This window comes from Streptomyces sp. NPDC001219, from assembly GCF_053597915.1.
The window spans coordinates 18,325-35,968 of record NZ_JBSFJF010000068.1 but is presented as its reverse complement, the minus strand read 5'-3'; the positions used below and the strand labels follow the sequence as shown (position 1 = coordinate 35,968).

Here is a 17,644-nt window from a genome sequence, read left to right as displayed (position 1 = left end):
CCCGATACTGGGTGTATCGGGGCGAACCCGACAACGCAGCGAGCGTGCGTGCCAGGCGCCGCGGGGCAGGCGGGAGTTTGACGACAGGTCCTAGGCGCCGCGAGCCGGACGGGACGCCGCGGACACCCCCTTAGGCTTCCGTCACGCCCCGGACCCCGGGGCGGAGCTGGTTCCTGTGAGCCGACTCACAGCGATCCAATTTTAGTTGAACCTTAATCTATCCCGTCTACAGTGACCCTGGTGGCACCCTGCGACGGCTCCGCACCCACCGGCGCCGCCAGGACCGCCGAACCCGAACCCCCCAGCTGACCCACCGAGGTGCCTTTCATGTCTCTCGCCCTTGACGCCGCCGCCCAGGACCTCCTGTTCCGCGAGGCCCAGACCGCCAACACGTTCACGGACGAGCCGGTGACGGACGAGCAGATCCAGGCCGTCTACGACCTGGTCAAGTACGGCCCGACCGCCTTCAACCAGACGCCGCTGCGGATCACCCTGGTCCGTTCCCAGGAGGCCCGTCAGCGCCTGGTCACCCACGCCATGGGCGCCAACGGCCCGAAGACCCTCAGCGCACCGCTGACGGCGGTCCTCTCCGTGGACCTGGACTTCCACGAGAAGCTGCCGAAGCTCTTCCCCGCCGCCCCGGGCATCAAGGACTCCTTCTTCTCCGAGGCCGCGGCCCGCGAGGTGGCCGGCACCCAGAACGCCACCCTCCAGGCCGGCTACTTCATCGTCGGCGTCCGCGCCGCCGGTCTCGCCGCCGGCCCGATGACCGGCTTCGACTTCTCCGGCATCGACAAGGAGTTCTTCGGCGACGGCAAGCAGAAGTCCTTCCTGGTCATCAACCTCGGCAAGCCGGGCGACGACGCCTTCTTCCCGCGCTCGCCGCGGCTGACCTTCGACGAGGCCGTCACCGCCGTCTGAGCCCGCCCCGCGGAAGCCGGCCGCGGCGCCCCGCCGGGGTGCCGCTCCACGCACTGAGGCCGCCGCACCCCTCCCGGGTGCGGCGGCCTCATACGCGTTTCCGGGCCATCAGGCCCTGCTTTTCAGCCCTTCTTCGCCACCAGCGCGGCGGCCAGGTCGGCCAGCCGCCCGTACGGCGCGGTGCCCGTGACGACCGTGGTCACACCGGACTCCTCACGGACCAGCGCGCGGTACTTGTCGCCCTGGTAACGGTCCCACTTCTTGCTGCCGACGGCCTGCTTGCCCTCGGCCTTGGTGGCGCCGAGCGTGACGTCCTTGATGAACTCCCGCGGCACTCCGTCGCTCTGCTCGACGGCCGCGTACTCCTGCTCGGGATCGAGCAGGCCCAGGTGCCAGGCGCCGCCCTTGCCGTCGTCGCTCGCCTTGTACGAGACGGAGGTGGCGCGCCAGGTCTTGGGCAGCCCCTCGGGCGCGGCGACCGCGTACGGTGCCGTCCGCCGGGCCGTGATCAGTTCGACGCGGTAGTCGACCCTCTTGACCGCGCCCTTCGCCGCGTCCGCGCTCTCGTCGTGCGGGATGAAGATGTAGATCGCCCCGACGAGGATGCCGATCACCGCCAGCGACAGGACCATGTCCCGCACCGTTTGCCTGCCTCGCATACCTGCCACATCCCTATGGTCCCCTATGGCCGGAGCGGACCCGACAGGCCCCCCGGTGACGCCCGTCACCTGCGCAGACGCCCGGTACCCCGCTCTCCCGCTGCCGCTCATGCGTAGGGCCCTCTGCTCATTTTGGCGCGGTACGGATAAGGTCGGTATCACCCTCATCCTCCACGGCCGTCGCCGTATCAGAAAGGTGCGCTCGATGACCGAGCATCATCTCCCGTCCCCCCTCGAGGTCAGCCCGGAGGCTCCGGACCGCAACCTCGCCCTGGAGCTCGTCCGGGTGACCGAGGCCGGTGCCATGGCGTCGGGCCGCTGGGTGGGGCGCGGTGACAAGAACGGCGCGGACGGCGCGGCGGTCAAGGCCATGCGTGCCCTGATCCACACCGTCTCGATGAACGGCGTCGTGGTCATCGGGGAGGGCGAGAAGGACAACGCCCCGATGCTCTACAACGGCGAGCGCGTGGGCGACGGGACCGGCCCGGAGTGCGACGTGGCCGTGGACCCGGTGGACGGCACGACGCTGACCGCCAAGGGCATGGCGAACGCCGTCTCCGTGATGGCGGTGGCCGAGCGCGGCTCGATGTTCGACCCGTCCGCGGTCTTCTACATGGACAAGCTGGCCACCGGCCCGGAGGCCGCCGACTACGTCGACATCAACGCCCCGGTGGCCGTGAACATCAAGCGGATCGCCAAGGCGAAGCGGTCCGCGGTCGAGGACGTCACGGTGGTCATCCTGGACCGTCCCCGTCACGACGGGCTGGTCAAGGAGGTCCGGGAGGCCGGGGCGCGGATCAAGTTCATCTCCGACGGCGATGTCGCGGGCGCGATCATGGCCGCCCGTGAGGGCACCGGCGTGGACCTGCTGCTGGGCATCGGCGGGACCCCCGAGGGCATCATCGCGGCCTGTGCGCTGAAGTGCCTGGGCGGCACCTTCCAGGGCAAGCTGTGGCCCAAGGACGACGAGGAGCGGCAGCGCGCGCTGGACGCCGGGCACGACCTGGACCAGGTGCTGGAGATCAACGACCTGGTCCGCGGTGACAACGTCTTCTTCGTCGCCACCGGCATCACCGACGGCGAACTGCTCCGCGGTGTCCGCTACCGCGCCGAGAACGCCTACACCCAGTCCCTGGTGATGCGTTCCAAGTCCGGCACCATCCGCCAGATCGACTCCCAGCACCGGCTGTCGAAGCTGCGTGCCTACAGCTCGGTGGACTTCGAGCGCCCCAGCTAGGCGGAGGCCCGAGGGCCCGCCCCGTACACACACCTCGCCCCCGCCGGAGAGTCTCCGGCGGGGGCGACGTGACCCCTGCGTCTGTGATGCGCCGTGCGGGCCGGAGCCGGTGCCGCGGCGGTCAGCCCGCCGCGGGCATACGGGCCGTGCGCTGGAGCTCGCTCTCACGGCGGCGCCGGCGGGTGAGCACGACCCGGCGCTCGGCCGCGGTCAGACCTCCCCACACGCCGTACGGCTCGGGCTGGAGCAGCGCGTGCTCCCGGCACTCGACCATCACGGGGCAGCGGGCACAGACCCGCTTCGCGGCCTCTTCTCTGGCCAGCCGGGCGGCGGTGGGCTCCTTGGACGGGGCGAAGAACAGCCCGGCTTCGTCCCGGCGGCACACCGCCTCCGAATGCCAGGGGCCGGCCTCGTCGCGCGCAGGCACTTGCTGGGACGGAACGACAGCGGCATCCTGCAGGGGCTGTTGCGGTAGCAGCACGGTCTACTCCTGACGACGGCTTCGGCGCGAGAATCACCCTTGCCCGTCTCGCTGCGCACGGCCTTTTTCCGCACCCCGCAGCCGTACGAGAGACGATGCACCAGCCCTACCCGCTGTGCGCACGCTTATGCACACCGTGGCGATCGTGCGACAACGGGACAAGCGACGGCGGACAAACCTGCCGAGAACGCCCACGCACACCGGCGGACTCCCCCGGAACATCCGCCCGTTCCCGCCTCCGCGCGCCCCCTCGGCCCGCCCGCCGGTCACGACCGCCGGCCGCCCCGTGCCGCCCTCAGCCGTCCTCGCCCTTACGGAACCGGTCCCGGCGCTCCTGACGCTCACGGCGCTCGGCGCGGTGCCACTCGCGCCACTCCCGCTGCTCCTGACGCAGCCGCCGGTGGCGGTCGCGGTGCTCGTCCAGCAGCCGCTCGTGGTGGTCGCGGTGGTCGTCGCGCAGCTGCCGGCGCAGCTCCCGGTGCCCCTCGCGCAGCCGGTCGCGCAGATCGCGAATCCAGGCGCCGCGCTTGGGCCTGGCCTCTACACTGCCCAGCACCGCATAGCCGTCGACCTGGACCTGCGGGGCGTCGGCGTCCTCCGCGTCATGGGTCTCGACCTCGAAGCTGCCGAGGATGCCGGAGCCGTTGCTGTGCAGCGTGACGTTCTCCGGGACCCGGATCTCGACGCTGCCGAAGACCGCCGTGGCATTGATCTGGATGTGCTGCTGCGCGAAGACCGCCTCGGTCAGGTCGATCTCGACGCTGCCGAAGAACGCCACGGCGTTGATCCGCGCCGGGGCCTGCCAGCGGCCCTTGCGGACGGCGGCGCTGAAGACGGCGACGAGATTCTGGCCGGGAACCGGGGCGGCGGGCCCGTAGGCGTAGCCGCCCGCGTCCGGCCGCGGCCGGCTGCCGCCCCCGGCGGGCAGGTCCCGCACCACGGGCTCCAGTTCGCCCATGGTCTTGGCGCGGTAGACCGCGTCGATCCGCTCCGCGTGCTCCTCCGGGTCCAGCCGGCCCTCCGCGAGCGCCTCGCGGAGGATCTCGGCGATCCGGTCGCGGTCCGCGTCGGACGCCCGGATATCGCGTTCGGCCACCGCGGGCGGCGCCGGCGCCCCAACCGCCGTCTTGGTCAGGTCCAGCGGCTGCCGCTCCTGGGTCCGGTCCTGTTTCTGAAGCGGTCCGGGCGGGTTCTCAGGGCCCGGACGTCCCCCGTTGTCTGCATCCACCGGCCCAGCGTATCGAAACGCGATAGATCGCGACTAGGGATCGAACAGACCCGGCCACGCGCCAACTGAGCCTTACCTCACAGCGGCGCGCCGGTGCCAGGGTTCTACGCTGTGCAGGCGCTGCCGTAGATGCCAGCCGGACCTCTCCGAGTAAGGAATGACCTTCAATGCCGGAATTCGCCTACACCGACCTGCTCCCCGTAGGTGAGGACACCACCCCGTACCGTCTCGTCACTTCGGAGGGCGTGAGCACCTTCGAGGCCGACGGCCGGACGTTCCTCAAGGTCGAGCCGGAGGCGCTGCGCAAGCTGGCCGCCGAGGCGATGCACGACATTTCGCACTATCTGCGCCCGGCCCACCTCGCCCAGCTCCGCAAGATCCTGGACGACCCCGAGGCCAGCGCCAACGACCGCTTCGTCGCGCTCGACCTGCTCAAGAACGCCAACATCGCCGCCGCGGGCGTCCTGCCCATGTGCCAGGACACCGGCACCGCGATCGTCATGGGCAAGCGCGGCCAGCAGGTCCTGACCGAGGGCGGCGACGAGGCGGCCCTCTCCCGCGGTATCTACGACGCCTACACCCAGCTGAACCTGCGCTACTCGCAGATGGCCCCGCTGACCATGTGGGACGAGAAGAACACCGGCTCCAACCTCCCGGCGCAGATCGAGCTGTACGCGACCGACGGCGGCGCCTACAAGTTCCTCTTCATGGCCAAGGGCGGCGGCAGCGCCAACAAGTCCTTCCTCTTCCAGGAGACCAAGGCGGTCCTCAACGAGGCCTCCATGATGAAGTTCCTGGAGCAGAAGATCCGTTCGCTGGGCACCGCGGCCTGCCCGCCGTACCACCTGGCGATCGTCGTCGGCGGCACCTCGGCCGAGTACGCCCTCAAGACCGCCAAGTACGCCTCCGCGCACTACCTCGACGAGCTGCCCGCCGAGGGCTCCCCCACCGGCCACGGCTTCCGGGACAAGGAGCTGGAGGAGAAGGTCTTCGAGCTGACGCAGAAGATCGGCATCGGCGCCCAGTTCGGCGGCAAGTACTTCTGCCACGACGTCCGCGTCGTCCGCCTGCCGCGCCACGGCGCGTCCTGCCCGGTCGCCATCGCGGTCTCCTGCTCCGCCGACCGCCAGGCCGTCGCGAAGATCACCGCCGAGGGCGTCTTCCTGGAGCAGCTGGAGACCGACCCGGCCCGCTTCCTCCCGGAGACGACGGAGGAGGAGCTGACCGAGGGCGCGGGCGCGGACCTCGACGCGGTCGCCATCGACCTCAACCGCCCCATGGACGACGTCCTGGCCGAGCTGACCAAGCATCCGGTCAAGACCCGTCTCGCCCTCACCGGCACGCTGGTCGTCGCCCGCGACATCGCCCACGCGAAGATCAAGGAACGGCTGGACGCCGGCGAGGAGATGCCGGAGTACCTCAAGAACCACCCCGTCTACTACGCGGGCCCGGCCAAGACCCCCGAGGGCTACGCCTCCGGCTCCTTCGGCCCCACCACGGCGGGCCGGATGGACGCCTACGTCGAGCAGTTCCAGGCCGCCGGCGGCTCCAAGATCATGCTCGCCAAGGGCAACCGCTCCCAGCAGGTCACCGACGCCTGCGGCACCCACGGCGGCTTCTACCTCGGCTCCATCGGCGGCCCCGCGGCCCGTCTGGCCCAGGACTGCATCAAGAAGGTCGAGGTCCTGGAGTACGAGGAACTCGGCATGGAAGCCGTCTGGAAGATCGAGGTGGAGGACTTCCCCGCCTTCATCGTCGTCGACGACAAGGGCAACGACTTCTTCCAGGACCCGGCCCCGGCGCCCACGTTCACCAGCATTCCGGTGCGCTCGGGGAGCTGACCCGCTCGCAGCACCACCCACGAGCCCCTGGCACCCGCCAGGGGCTCGTGGCACACCTGGGACGACATGCCACCGCCGGCTGCGGCGGTACGGGAGGTCTGACCCGCGACGGCCGGCCGCGCTCAGTACCAACCGATGATGTCGAGCCCCGGACCGAAGTCGGCGTAGACCTGCACGGGCTTTCCGTCGGAGGTCACCAGCTTCTCGAACAGCAGCTTCGGCTCCGCGGAGCTGCCCTTCTCCTTCAGGAACCAGCCGTGGTCGGTGTGGACGATGGTTTTCGTCCCGTCGGAGCTGGTCGCCTCAAGTGTCTTCCCGGGGTGACTGCCCTTGGTCTTCACCACGTCACCGGCATCCGTGATGTCCCAGGTCAGCTCATCGTCCGCGGAGAACGTGCCCTTCGGGAGAGCCAGTTCCTTCCTGAGGTCCGCAGGCTTCTCCGGGTCGGCGGAGTACACCGTTTCGTTGTTGGCCAGGAAGTACACCCTCGTCCCATCGGGGCCGAACCGAGGCTGGGCGTATCCGGGCTTCCCTCCGGAGTATGTCGGCCGACCGCCGATCCTCAGGGGCTTCTTCCCGTAGAGACCGGTCCCGCGCCCGACGTCTGTGTAGCCCCCGATGAAGAGTTCGCCCTCGCCGGTGGTCCAGACGACGTTGCGCCAGTCGGAGGAAAAGGCTTCCCTCTTCCACACGTTGGGCTTGGCGTCATGCGGCAGGAACGCGTCCACTGTCTCCTTGCCGGTCTTCACGTCGAAGACGGCGAAATTGGTGCCCGCCAGGGTGACCAGTCCCTTCACCTCCGGCCGGGGGGACTTGGCCCCCGCCGAGGGACTCGCCACGGGCCTCGTCGAACGGTCCTTGCCGCTCGACGCGGGCTCGGAATCTCCTCCGCAGGAAACGGTGCCCGCGAGCAGGACGGCCACCAGCGGAAGCGCGCGAAGAACTCCCCGGCGGGAACCCCACCCGGTCAACGCACTCCGGCCCTTGCCACAGGTGTGCACAGAGACGCTCGGCATCCACGATCATCCCCTCGTCTACAGCCAGATAGCGCTCAGTTGACCACAGCGCCGCCTGCCCGCAGGGGGAAACGAGATGTTCCCCTTCCCGTCCGAAGCCGGCCGCGGCTAACGGGCGTCCGGTGCCGTTCGGGCGCGTCGGGCGGTGCCGCGCCGGAGCTGGGCGCGGACCGCTCGTTGGGCGACCGGGCCCAGGTCTTCCAGGACGCCGAGGAGGCCGGAGAGCTGTTCCAGTGCGTCCAGGGCTCCCAGTGCGCCTTCCGGGTCGACGCCCTCGTACAGTTCCAGGCCGACGAAGCCCGCCGCGACTGCCCGGGAGAGGCCGGTGACGTCCACGAACGCGGCGATCGGGGTCCCGGCCAGTACCCGTGCCAGCACCTGTTCGATCTCCTCGATCCACAGGGCGAGTCCGGCGACGGTCGCGGGGGCGAGCCGGGGCTGTTTCTGGGCGCCGGCCAGGAGCTGGGCGAGGACGGCGACATGGCCGGCGGCGCGCTCCTCGGTGTGCAGTTCCCGTCCCAGTTCGAGGAGTTCGGCGAGGCTGTCGACCTGCGCGAAGCGTTCGCGGTAGTGCACGACGCGCTGTTCCGCGCCGTACCGGCAGGCGGCGGCGAGGAGTTCGTCGACGCTGCCGAAGTGGTAGAAGACCAGCGCCTGGTTGACTCCTGCGGCGGCGGCGATGCTGCGGGCCGAGGTCTTGGCGATGCCCTGCTCGATGAGCGTCTGCAGCGCGCCGGCGAGCAGCTTCGTACGGGTGTCGGCGCTCATGTTCGGATCTCCTCGCGCAGGGGACGCAGCCCGGCGCGCACTCCGCGCTCGGCGACGTTCACGAACTCGGCGGAGAAGGACCCCTCGTAGCCGAAGAGCGGACCGAACCGCCGGTTGGCGCCCCGTACCTGGATACGGAAACGCCCGGCCGTCTCATCGTACGACTCGCGCACCACGGCGTCGCCCCCGATCAGGTCCGGTACCCGGACGTCGACCGGCCCCTCCCGGAAGCGGTGTGCGCCGGAGCGGATGATCAGGGCGCCGCTGTCGTCCACCGTGAAGTGCAGGTCGGTGGCGAGGTGCTGGTGGGTGCCGAGGTAGTCGACGACGCAGCCGCGCTCCGGGCTGAAGACCATGGTGGCGTCGAAGCGGCGCGGGCGGCCGGGGAAGGCGAAGGTCCGGACGAAGGTGACGGTCTCGCGGCCGAAGGAGTCCGTGTAGGGGACGTTCTCGATGACGAAGGGGACGTTCCGGCCGGTTTGCGGGACGAGGATGTTGCGGCTGCCGCCGAGGGCGAGGAACGGCCGGACGAAGCTGCGGCCGTGCCAGATCCGGTCCATCGAGCCACGGCCGACGCAGGCCTCACCGCTGTCGGTCCCGACGGAGAAGCGCCGCTGGATCTGCGGGTGGAGCCGGTCGAAGTCGGCGCCCAGGGCACGCTGGAAGAGGGACGTCATGACTGCTCCAGGGTGGCGAGGAGGGCGGTGGGGGCGGCGTTGCCGCCGCGTCCGGCGGCGCGCTTCGGCGGGCGGCGCAGACAGCGGCGGGCCGCGGGGGTGACGGACCGCGGCGGCACCAGCAGCGCGGCGCCCGCCACGGCGAGGACGGGGCCGACAGCCACGGCGGCGGGGACCACGGCTGCGGTGACGAGGACGGCGGCGATGCGGACGAACACCTCGGCGAGGGCGTGGCGCAGCGACCGCTCGGGGGTGATCCCGCGCTCGCACCACAGCCGCAGCCGGTCGAAGGACCAGGCGGTGGCCCAGCCCATGAGCGGCCGGAAGACGAGCCGGTCGACGATCCGGCCGAAGCGTCCCCAGCGCGGCCGGTAGTCGTATCCGGTGAGGAACCGCAGCGCGTCGCCGTCCGGGACGTACCGCCAGTACCCGCGGCCCTCCTCGATGAGCGACAGCGGGTGTGCGGAGGAGAAGCGGAGGGCGGAAGTCCGGGTGCCGTCGGGCCGGTTGCGCTCACCGGCCGAGACGCCGGTGCCGTGCACCGTGAGCAGCGGCAGGACGCGGGTGGCGTAGCGGAAGTGCTGCGGCTCGCCCGGCGCGCACGGGAGATAGTCGATCTCGGTGAATCTCAGGTCCCAGCGCTGATGCCGGTCGGGCAGCTGGCTGCGGTCCCAGACCTCGTCGAGCCCGGCACGGATGCGGGCCTCCACGTACAGCCCCATGCGGCTTCCCCTCCTCGTTTTGAGCGAGTGCTCAAACGCAGCGTAGAGCGTTTTGAGCAGTCGCTCAAGGCGGGTGTCCGGGGCGGGGGTTGCTCCGGTCCGGGAAGGGGGAGTCGGGGATTCGGGGCGTGGGGTGCGGGACGGGGGCGTCAGGGGCCGCCGGCCGTCTGGCCGCCGCCCTTCCGGTGCGGGGTAGCGTGCACGGCCATGACGGCCAACTCCGCGGAGGGCGCTGCGCCGCGGGCCCGCCGGGGCGGGCGTGACCGTGTCCGGGCGCGCCGCGGAACGTCTCGGCCTGGAAGCGGAAGTGCGGGGCCCGCACGGCCGGTTCACGCCCGGCCGCCGTCTGCCGTTCACACTCGTCGCCTTCGCACCGCTGCTGTCGCTGCCCGTGTACGTCGTGCTCGCCTTCGCCCTGACCTTCGGCGGCTACCTGCTCGCGGACGTCTCCTGACCGGGCGCGGAAGCCGGGCCGCCGGCCGGCCGCCGCCGTCGGCGCGGGAGCGGTCACGGCCGGGGCGAACGGGAGCGGTCACGGCCCGGGGCGAAGGGGACGCGTCCGCACGGGGGATGCCCCGCAGGCAGGTGACATCCGGGCGGTGCCCGGGAACAGATCGCGGTTCCCGGGCACTGACATAGGTATGAGCGACAACAGCGCATTCGGCGACTCCGGCGGCTTCCGGACCGAGCACGACTCGATGGGTGAGGTGCGGGTGCCCGCGGACGCGAAATGGCGGGCGCAGACGCAGCGGGCGGTGGCGAACTTCCCGATTTCCGGGCAGCGGCTGGAGCGGGCGCACATCGCGGCGCTGGCCCGGATCAAGGGCGCGGCCGCCCTGGTCAACGGCGAGCTGGGGGTGCTGGACAGGGAGATCGCGACGGCCGTCCAGGAGGCGGCGGCCGAGGTCGCGGAGGGGCGCTGGGACGACCACTTCCCCATCGACGTGTTCCAGACCGGTTCCGGGACCTCGTCGAACATGAACACCAACGAGGTCATCGCGACGCTGGCGAGCGAGCGGCTGGGGCAGGAGGTGCATCCGAACGACCACGTCAACGCGAGCCAGTCGTCCAACGACGTCTTCCCCTCGTCGATCCACATCGCGGCGACCTCGGCGGTGCTCGACGAGCTGATCCCGGCGCTGGAGCATCTGGCGGAGAGCCTGGAGCGGAAGGCCGAGGAGTTCGCCGAGGTCGTGAAGTCGGGGCGGACGCATCTGATGGACGCGACGCCGGTGACGCTGGGGCAGGAGTTCGGCGGCTACGCCGCCCAGGTGCGGTACGGCGTCGAGCGGCTGCGGGCCTCGCTGCCCCGGCTGGCGGAACTCCCGCTGGGCGGCACGGCGGTGGGGACGGGGATCAACACCCCGCCCGGGTTCTCGGCCGCGGTCATCGCGGAGGTGGCACGGGTGACCGGGCTGCCGCTGACCGAGGCGCGCAACCACTTCGAGGCGCAGGGGGCACGGGACGCGGTCGTCGAGACCAGCGGGCAGCTGCGGACGATCGGGGTCGGGCTGACGAAGATCGCCAACGATCTGCGGTGGATGGCCTCGGGGCCGCGGACCGGGCTCGCGGAGATCACGCTGCCGGACCTCCAGCCGGGTTCGTCGATCATGCCGGGGAAGGTCAACCCGGTGATCCCGGAAGCGGTGCTGATGGTGGCGGCGCAGGTCACCGGCAATGACGCGACGGTGGCCGCGGCCGGGGCGGCCGGCAACTTCGAGCTGAACGTGATGCTGCCGGTGATCGCGAAGAACGTGCTGGAGTCGGTGCGGCTGCTGGCCAACGTGTCGCGGCTGCTGGCGGATCGTACGGTCGACGGGATCACCGCGAACGTGGCACGGGCCCGGGAGTACGCCGAGTCGTCGCCCTCGGTCGTCACCCCGCTCAACAAGTACCTCGGGTACGAGGAGGCCGCGAAGGTCGCCAAGAAGTCCCTCGCGGAGCGGAAGACCATTCGTGAGGTGGTCCTGGCGGGCGGCTACGTCGAGCGGGGGCTGCTGAGCGAGGCGCAGTTGGACGAGGCGCTGGATGTGCTGCGGATGACGCACCCGTAACAACGGGGCGGCGAAGGATACCGCGTTCGTCACGCCCGGTGCGGCTCACGTCACGGCGCGCGTCCTGCCGCGCCACTAAGCTCTGCTCATGACAGCGGACATGGTGGACACGACGGAAGGCGAGGCGGCCGGCGGTCGTGGGGCGGCCGGGGCGAAGCGGGCGGCGGACGGGGCGCGCTGGGCGCCGGGGGACCACGTCCTCTGGCGCTACCGCGACAACGCCGACGCCGGGCGGTTCCACATCTGCCGTCCCGTGACCGTTGTCCAGGACACCGATGACCTGCTGGCGGTGTGGATGGCGCCCGGCACCGCCGTCGTCAAACCCGTGCTCGCCGACGGGACTCCGGTGCACCGCGAGCCGCTGTCCACCCGCTACACCAAGCCGCGCCGGACCGCCCGTGACCACTGGTTCGGCACCGGTGTGCTGAAACTGGCCCGGCCCGGCGACCCCTGGTCGGTGTGGCTCTTCTGGGAGCGCGGCTGGCAGTTCAAGAACTGGTACGTCAATCTGGAGGAGCCGCGCCGCCGTTGGGCGGGCGGCATTGACTCCGAGGATCACTTTCTCGACATCTGCGTCTATCCGGACCGGCACTGGGAGTGGCGGGACGAGGACGAGTTCGCCCAGGCGCAGCGGGACGGGCTGATGACCGACGCGCAGGCCGCCGAGGTCAGATCGGCGGGGCGGGCCGCGATCGCACAGATCACGGCCTGGCGCGCCCCGTTCGCCGACGGCTGGGAGGACTGGCGGCCCGACCCGGCCTGGGATGTTCCCCGGCTCCCGGAGGACTGGGACCGCGCACCGGAGCGTTTGCGGTCGTGAGGGAGTGAAGTGAAACAACGTGAGTGAAGGGGGCGAACCGTGGAAAGGTGCGCCTATGGGCAAAGCTGTTTCCCGCGGGCCGGGAGACGGGGCCGAGCCCCCTTGCTGCGCCCCGGGCCTTCAAACGTAGGATCGTCCTCCGCAAGACTGCACAGGCGCAACTCCAGAACTGGAAAACGAACTTGACCGCGGTCGCAGGAGGGGCGAGGTCGTGAGCGCGACTAGCTACGACGGATACGAAGGGCTGAACCGGTTAGCACTGGACCGGGCAGGCCAGGCCGAGGCGTTCGACGCCATCGGCAACCGCTATGACGACGCCTTTCCGCACAAGGAGGGCCAGCTCGCCTCGGGCGCCTGGCTTGCCGACACCCTGCCCGCCGGCTCGCGCGTCCTGGACCTCGGATGCGGTACGGGCCTGCCGAGCGCCCGCCAGCTCGCGGACGCCGGGCACCGCGTCGTGGGTGTCGATCTCTCCCCCTCCATGATCAGACTGGCCCGGCAGCACGTCCCCGGCGCCGACTTCCACCGGCTGGACATCGCCGATCTGCGCGGCGGCCGGCTCGGTGGCACCGGCTCCTTCGACGGTATTGCCGCTTTTTTCTCCCTGCTGATGCTGCCCCGTGCGGAAATCCCTTACGCACTGGGCATGCTGCATGATCTCCTACGTCCTGAGGGGCTGCTCGCCCTGTCGATGGTCGAGGCGGATGTGGACGACTTCACGATTCCGTTCCTGGGCAACTCGGTCCGGGTATCGGGTTACCTGCGGGACGATCTGCGCCGGGTCGTGCACGCCGCGGGTTTCGACGTCGTCGGGGAGGATGCCTACGCATACGCCCCGTCAAGTACGGACGTACCACCCGAGATCCAGCTCTTTCTGCACCTGCGACGCGCTTGAGACGCAGCGCGTCGGGCGCGGCCGCACGGTCGGCGCGCCCGGAACGCGGCACGTCGGGCGCGCAGCCCCGGACGGATGGAATCCCACGCGTGACGGAGCACCCCACCTCCCACGAATCGCGGCAGTCGGCCCCGACCGCCGCGTCCTCGCTGTCCCCTGCCCGGGGGCCGGCCGGGACGGCGCCACTCGGCGCGGTCCCCGACCCGCGCAGCGCCCTCCAGCAGCCCGGCGCGGCCGGGTGCGTGCCGGGGACCGGCACCGGCTTCGCGGTGCGCGGCGGTGACGACATAGGTCTCGCCGGTGCCACCGTCACGGCCTCGGCCGGCTCACCGGGCGGGCTCGACGACGGCGAGCCGGCCGCGGACCACGGCGCGGCGCGGCGGGACCCGTCGGCGGACGCCGACCGTGCCGCCGCCGGGCACTCCGGCGGGCGCGCCACCGATCACTCCGCCGCGCACCGCGGCGGCCAGGCCGCCGGACGCGACGCCTCGGTCCCGTATGGGGAGGCGTACGGCGACTCGTACGGGGAGGTGTCCATGCCGGCGAACGGACGGCCGGACGGGGCGGGCCGGGAGTCGGCCCGTTCCGGACGGCGGGTGGCGCAGGGCGCGGTGGGCCGCGCCGAGGCGCCCGAGCCGGGCGAGGAGCCGCATCACGGGCCGCACCCGCGGCACGGCGGTGACGGTGTCGGGCGGCCGCGGGAGGGCGGCCCGTCGGGCGCCGGGCGGTCGCGGCCGCGCGGTGCGGAGCCGGGCGGGACGGTGCCGGAGCAGGCGCCGCACGGCGGCCGGTCCGCGGTTCCCGGCGTCCCGCACGGTGAGACCTCGCGGCCGGCGGCAGAGGAGGCCGCCGGAGCACAGGTGCCCGCGCCGGCCGGTCCGCCGCCCGGCCCGCTGCCGGCGCCGCCGGTCCGGTCGGCCCATCCCGGGGAGAGCGGTGAGGTCGCCGCGGCCCGGCAGGCGGGCGGTGACCGGCTGCGCTTCATCGGGGCGGCGACGCGGCGGATCGCCCGCGGTATCGACCTCGACGAGATCGTGCTGGGGCTGTGCCGGGCGACGGTGCCGACGTTCGCCGACGCGATCCTGGTCTATCTGCGCGACCCGCTGCCGGTGGGCGACGAGCGGCCGACCGGGCCGGTGGTGCTGCGGCTGCGCCGTACCGACCGGATTCCGGAGGAGCCGGACACCAACGGCGGCCGGCTGCCGGTGCTGCCCGCGCAGCCCGATCTGGGCCCGGCGATGGGCGGCAGCGCGGCCGAGCTGGCCGAGGTGGAGCCCGGCGGTCCGCTGGCCGAGGTGCTGCGGGGCGTACGGCCGCTGTTCGGTGAGGCGCAGGCGGCGCGGACGGCGCTGCCCGAGCTGCTGGGTCCGGACCCGCGACTGCCCAGCGGGCACCGGGTGATCCTGGCGCCGCTGCGCGGGCGCCGCCGGGTGATCGGCGCTGCGGTGTTCCTGCGCCGCCCGGACCGGCCGGCCTTCGAGCCGGACGATCTGCTGGTGGCCGCGCAGCTGGCGACGCACACCGCGCTGGGTGTGGACAAGGCGGTGCTCTACGGCCGCGAGGCGTACATCGCCGACGCCCTGCAGCGCACCATGCTGCCCGACTCGCTGCCGCAGCCCACCGGTGTCCGGCTGGCCAGCCGCTATCTGCCGGCCGCGGAGACCGCGCGGGTGGGCGGCGACTGGTACGACGCGATCCCGCTGCCGGGCAGCCGGGTGGCGCTGGTGGTCGGCGACGTCATGGGGCACTCGATGACCTCGGCGGCGATCATGGGCCAGCTGCGGACCACAGCGCAGACGCTGGCGGGGCTGGACCTGCCGCCGCAGGAGGTGCTGCACCACCTCGACGAGCAGGCCCAGCGGCTGGGCACGGACCGTATGGCGACCTGCATGTACGCGGTCTACGACCCGGTCGCGCACCGCATCACCATCGCCAACGCGGGGCATCCGCCGCCGGTGATGCTGCACCGCGGCGGGCGCGCCGAGGTGCTGCGGGTGCCGTCGGGTGCGCCGATCGGTGTCGGCGGGGTGGACTTCGAGGCGGTGGAACTGGACGCCCCCGCGGGCGCCACGCTCGTCCTCTATACGGACGGTCTGGTCGAGTCGCGCATCCGGGACGTGTGGACCGGTATCGAGCAGCTGCGGGAGCGGCTGGCGGAGACGGCCCGGCTGACCGGCCCCAACCCGCCGCCGCTGGAGCCGATGTGCGACGAGGTGCTGGACATGCTGGGCCCCGGCGACCGCGATGACGACATCGCGCTGCTGGCGGCCCGGTTCGACGGGATCGCGCCGAGCGATGTCGCGTACTGGTATCTGGACCCGAAGGCGCAGACCGCCGGGCAGGCCCGCCGGCTGGCCCGGCGGGCGCTGGCGCGCTGGGGTCTGGACGAGCTGACCGACCAGCTGGAGCTGCTGGTCAGCGAGGTGGTGACGAATGCCGTGCGGTACGCGGAGCGGCCGATCACGCTGCGGTTGCTGCGAACGGACGTACTGCGCTGCGAGGTCGGTGACGACGTCCCGCAGCTGCCGCGGCTGCGCCAGGCCCGGCCGTCGGACGAGGGCGGGCGGGGCCTCTACCTCGTGAACCGGATGGCGCGGCGCTGGGGCGCGACCCGGCTGAGCATGGGAAAGGTCGTCTGGTTCGAGCTGTCGATGCCCGCGGGGACGCCGCGCCGCTGAGCCCTGCCGCGCTTCCGGCGCCCGTCCCACATGTTGGACCCCGTCTGAGACCGGACGGGGTCCAACTCTTGCCGACATGCCGTCGGGGTAGTTGACTGCTTGGGTGGATGAAAGGGACTGACTGCCCCAATACGGGACTGCCCACCCCTCCTCCCACGCCGTCGAAACAGGAGGTACTCCTCCATGACCAGCACCGCGCACAACGTCCCTCGCACGACGAACAACGCCGGCGTTCCGGTGGAGAGCGACGAACACTCCCTCACCGTGAGCCCGGACGGCCCCATCCTGCTCCAGGACCACTACCTCATCGAGAAGATGGCCCAGTTCAACCGCGAACGGGTCCCCGAGCGGGTGGTGCACGCCAAGGGCGCCGGCGCGTACGGCTTCTTCCAGGTCACCAACGACGTCAGCCAGTTCACCAGGGCAGATCTGTTCCAGCCGGGCAGGACCACCGAGATGCTGGCCCGGTTCTCGACCGTCGCGGGTGAGCAGGGCTCCCCCGACACCTGGCGCGACCCCCGCGGCTTCGCGCTGAAGTTCTACACCGAGGACGGCAACTACGACCTGGTGGGGAACAACACCCCAGTCTTCTTCGTCCGGGACACGATCAAGTTCCAGGACTTCATCCGCTCGCAGAAGCGCCGCCCGGACAACGGGATGCGCGACAACGACATGCAGTGGGACTTCTGGACGCTCTCGCCGGAGTCGGCCCACCAGGTGACCTGGCTGATGGGCGACCGCGGCATCCCGAAGACCTACCGCCACATGAACGGCTACGGCTCGCACACCTACATGTGGGTCAACGCCGGCGGCGAGCGGTTCTGGGTCAAGTACCACTTCAAGACCGACCAGGGCATCGACTTCCTCACCCAGGAGGACGCGGACCGGATCGCCGGCGAGGACGGCGACTACCACCGGCGTGATCTCTTCGAGGCCATCGACGGCGGCAACGCCCCGTCGTGGACGCTGTATGTGCAGGTCATGCCGTTCGCGGACGCCCCGGACTACCGGTTCAACCCGTTCGATCTGACCAAGGTGTGGCCGCACGGCGACTACCCGCTGATCGAGGTCGGGCGGATGACGCTCAACAAGAACCCCGAGGACTACTTCATCCACATCGAGCAGGCGGCGTTCGAGCCGTCCAACATGGTGCCGGGTGTCGGTCCCTCGCCGGACAAGATGCTGCTGGGCCGGCTGTTCTCCTACGCGGACACCCACCGCTACCGCATCGGCCCGAACTACGCCCAGCTGCCGCCCAACCGGCCGCACGCGCCCGTCCACTCGTACGCGAAGGACGGCCCGATGCGGTTCGAGCCGTCCCGCGCGGCCCGGCCGTACGCCCCGAACAGCTACGGCGGCCCGGCGGCGGACACCCTGCGCTACGGGGAGCCCGCGGGCTGGGAGACCGGCGGCGAGATGGTCCGCGAGGCCTACACGCTGCGCCGGGACGACGACGACTTCGGCCAGCCGGGCACGATGGTCCGCCAGGTCCTCGACGACGCGGCCCGCGACCGCCTGGTCGGCAATGTGTCCGGCCATCTCCTCAACGGCGTCAGCCGTCCGGTGCTGGACCGCGCGCTGCAGTACTGGCGCAACATCGACAAGAACGTGGGCGACCGGATCGCCCACAAGGTGAACGGGGGCTGA

At 71.5% G+C, this 17,644-nt stretch carries 15 protein-coding genes and 1 pseudogene; 9 read left to right on the top strand and 7 right to left on the bottom strand.

The genetic code is table 11. The annotated features are described in order from the left end of the window. Positions 1–327: 327 nt before the first annotated feature. Complete coding sequence (locus ACWC9R_RS30715) at positions 328–921, top strand: malonic semialdehyde reductase (protein WP_450736393.1); 594 nt, start codon at positions 328–330, stop codon at positions 919–921. A 122-nt stretch (positions 922–1,043) separates the two neighbouring features. On the opposite strand, the gene ACWC9R_RS30710 is transcribed toward ACWC9R_RS30715, so the two are convergent. Then, positions 1,044–1,580, bottom strand: coding sequence for a DUF4245 domain-containing protein (locus tag ACWC9R_RS30710; protein ID WP_450736391.1), 537 nt, complete (start codon positions 1,578–1,580; stop codon positions 1,044–1,046). A 205-nt stretch (positions 1,581–1,785) separates the two neighbouring features. On the opposite strand from ACWC9R_RS30710, the gene glpX reads away from it, so the two are divergent. Continuing rightward, complete coding sequence (gene glpX, locus ACWC9R_RS30705) at positions 1,786–2,817, top strand: class II fructose-bisphosphatase (RefSeq protein WP_450736389.1); 1,032 nt, start codon at positions 1,786–1,788, stop codon at positions 2,815–2,817. Between the two features lie 121 nt (positions 2,818–2,938). On the opposite strand, the gene ACWC9R_RS30700 is transcribed toward glpX, so the two are convergent. Further along, positions 2,939–3,298, bottom strand: a complete 360-nt coding sequence (locus ACWC9R_RS30700) for a WhiB family transcriptional regulator (RefSeq protein WP_362613696.1) — start codon at positions 3,296–3,298, stop codon at positions 2,939–2,941. Between the two features lie 478 nt (positions 3,299–3,776). Next, positions 3,777–4,439, bottom strand: a pseudogene (locus ACWC9R_RS30695) (DUF1707 SHOCT-like domain-containing protein); the annotation flags it as partial. Between the two features lie 254 nt (positions 4,440–4,693). On the opposite strand from ACWC9R_RS30695, the gene ACWC9R_RS30690 reads away from it, so the two are divergent. Then, entirely contained in the window at positions 4,694–6,367 is a 1,674-nt protein-coding gene (locus tag ACWC9R_RS30690; RefSeq protein WP_450736387.1) for a fumarate hydratase, read from the top strand. 122 nt (positions 6,368–6,489) lie between these two features. On the opposite strand, the gene ACWC9R_RS30685 is transcribed toward ACWC9R_RS30690, so the two are convergent. From ACWC9R_RS30685 to ACWC9R_RS30670, 4 genes are all read right to left on the bottom strand, one after another. After that, positions 6,490–7,290, bottom strand: coding sequence for a hypothetical protein (locus ACWC9R_RS30685; RefSeq protein WP_450736385.1), 801 nt, complete (start codon positions 7,288–7,290; stop codon positions 6,490–6,492). Positions 7,291–7,491: 201 nt separating this feature from the next. Beyond that, the gene (locus ACWC9R_RS30680; RefSeq protein WP_450736383.1) at positions 7,492–8,151 is read right to left on the bottom strand and encodes a TetR/AcrR family transcriptional regulator; all 660 of its coding nucleotides are present in this window, start codon (positions 8,149–8,151) and stop codon (positions 7,492–7,494) included. Then, positions 8,148–8,828: a DUF4166 domain-containing protein gene (locus ACWC9R_RS30675; RefSeq protein ID WP_450736381.1), complete on the bottom strand. Its 681-nt coding sequence runs from the start codon at positions 8,826–8,828 to the stop codon at positions 8,148–8,150. The genes ACWC9R_RS30680 and ACWC9R_RS30675 overlap by 4 nt, the downstream gene beginning before the upstream one ends. Further along, on the bottom strand, positions 8,825–9,550 hold the full coding sequence (locus ACWC9R_RS30670) for a hypothetical protein (RefSeq protein ID WP_450736380.1): 726 nt from the start codon (positions 9,548–9,550) through the stop codon (positions 8,825–8,827). The genes ACWC9R_RS30675 and ACWC9R_RS30670 overlap by 4 nt, the downstream gene beginning before the upstream one ends. A gap of 259 nt (positions 9,551–9,809) precedes the next feature. On the opposite strand from ACWC9R_RS30670, the gene ACWC9R_RS30665 reads away from it, so the two are divergent. The 6 genes from ACWC9R_RS30665 (at position 9,810) to ACWC9R_RS30640 (ending at position 17,644) form a co-directional block, all read left to right on the top strand. Continuing rightward, entirely contained in the window at positions 9,810–10,004 is a 195-nt protein-coding gene (locus ACWC9R_RS30665) for a hypothetical protein (protein WP_450736379.1), read from the top strand. A gap of 187 nt (positions 10,005–10,191) precedes the next feature. Next, a complete protein-coding gene (locus ACWC9R_RS30660) occupies positions 10,192–11,604 on the top strand; it encodes a class II fumarate hydratase (protein ID WP_450736377.1) in 1,413 nt (470 codons plus the stop codon). An 88-nt stretch (positions 11,605–11,692) separates the two neighbouring features. Beyond that, positions 11,693–12,424: a cytidylyl-2-hydroxypropylphosphonate hydrolase gene (gene fomD / locus ACWC9R_RS30655; protein WP_450736376.1), complete on the top strand. Its 732-nt coding sequence runs from the start codon at positions 11,693–11,695 to the stop codon at positions 12,422–12,424. 211 nt (positions 12,425–12,635) lie between these two features. Continuing rightward, the gene (locus ACWC9R_RS30650) at positions 12,636–13,319 is read left to right on the top strand and encodes a class I SAM-dependent DNA methyltransferase (RefSeq protein ID WP_450736374.1); all 684 of its coding nucleotides are present in this window, start codon (positions 12,636–12,638) and stop codon (positions 13,317–13,319) included. A gap of 89 nt (positions 13,320–13,408) precedes the next feature. Further along, a complete protein-coding gene (locus ACWC9R_RS30645) occupies positions 13,409–15,997 on the top strand; it encodes a SpoIIE family protein phosphatase (protein ID WP_450736373.1) in 2,589 nt (862 codons plus the stop codon). 183 nt (positions 15,998–16,180) lie between these two features. Further along, positions 16,181–17,644 (top strand): catalase, encoded by a 1,464-nt coding sequence (locus tag ACWC9R_RS30640; protein WP_450736371.1) that lies wholly within the window; start codon positions 16,181–16,183, stop codon positions 17,642–17,644.

Excerpts from the sequence above, each read along its gene's own strand:
- ACWC9R_RS30715 (WP_450736393.1), top strand. The coding sequence starts at position 328 with ATGTCTCTCGCCCTTGACGCCGCCGCCCAGGACCTCCTGTTCCGCGAG.
- ACWC9R_RS30710 (WP_450736391.1), bottom strand. The coding sequence starts at position 1,580 with ATGCGAGGCAGGCAAACGGTGCGGGACATGGTCCTGTCGCTGGCGGTG.
- glpX (WP_450736389.1), top strand. The coding sequence starts at position 1,786 with ATGACCGAGCATCATCTCCCGTCCCCCCTCGAGGTCAGCCCGGAGGCT.
- ACWC9R_RS30690 (WP_450736387.1), top strand. The coding sequence starts at position 4,694 with ATGCCGGAATTCGCCTACACCGACCTGCTCCCCGTAGGTGAGGACACC.
- ACWC9R_RS30680 (WP_450736383.1), bottom strand. The coding sequence starts at position 8,151 with ATGAGCGCCGACACCCGTACGAAGCTGCTCGCCGGCGCGCTGCAGACG.
- ACWC9R_RS30675 (WP_450736381.1), bottom strand. The coding sequence starts at position 8,828 with ATGACGTCCCTCTTCCAGCGTGCCCTGGGCGCCGACTTCGACCGGCTC.
- ACWC9R_RS30670 (WP_450736380.1), bottom strand. The coding sequence starts at position 9,550 with ATGGGGCTGTACGTGGAGGCCCGCATCCGTGCCGGGCTCGACGAGGTC.
- ACWC9R_RS30660 (WP_450736377.1), top strand. The coding sequence starts at position 10,192 with ATGAGCGACAACAGCGCATTCGGCGACTCCGGCGGCTTCCGGACCGAG.
- fomD (WP_450736376.1), top strand. The coding sequence starts at position 11,693 with ATGACAGCGGACATGGTGGACACGACGGAAGGCGAGGCGGCCGGCGGT.
- ACWC9R_RS30640 (WP_450736371.1), top strand. The coding sequence starts at position 16,181 with ATGACCAGCACCGCGCACAACGTCCCTCGCACGACGAACAACGCCGGC.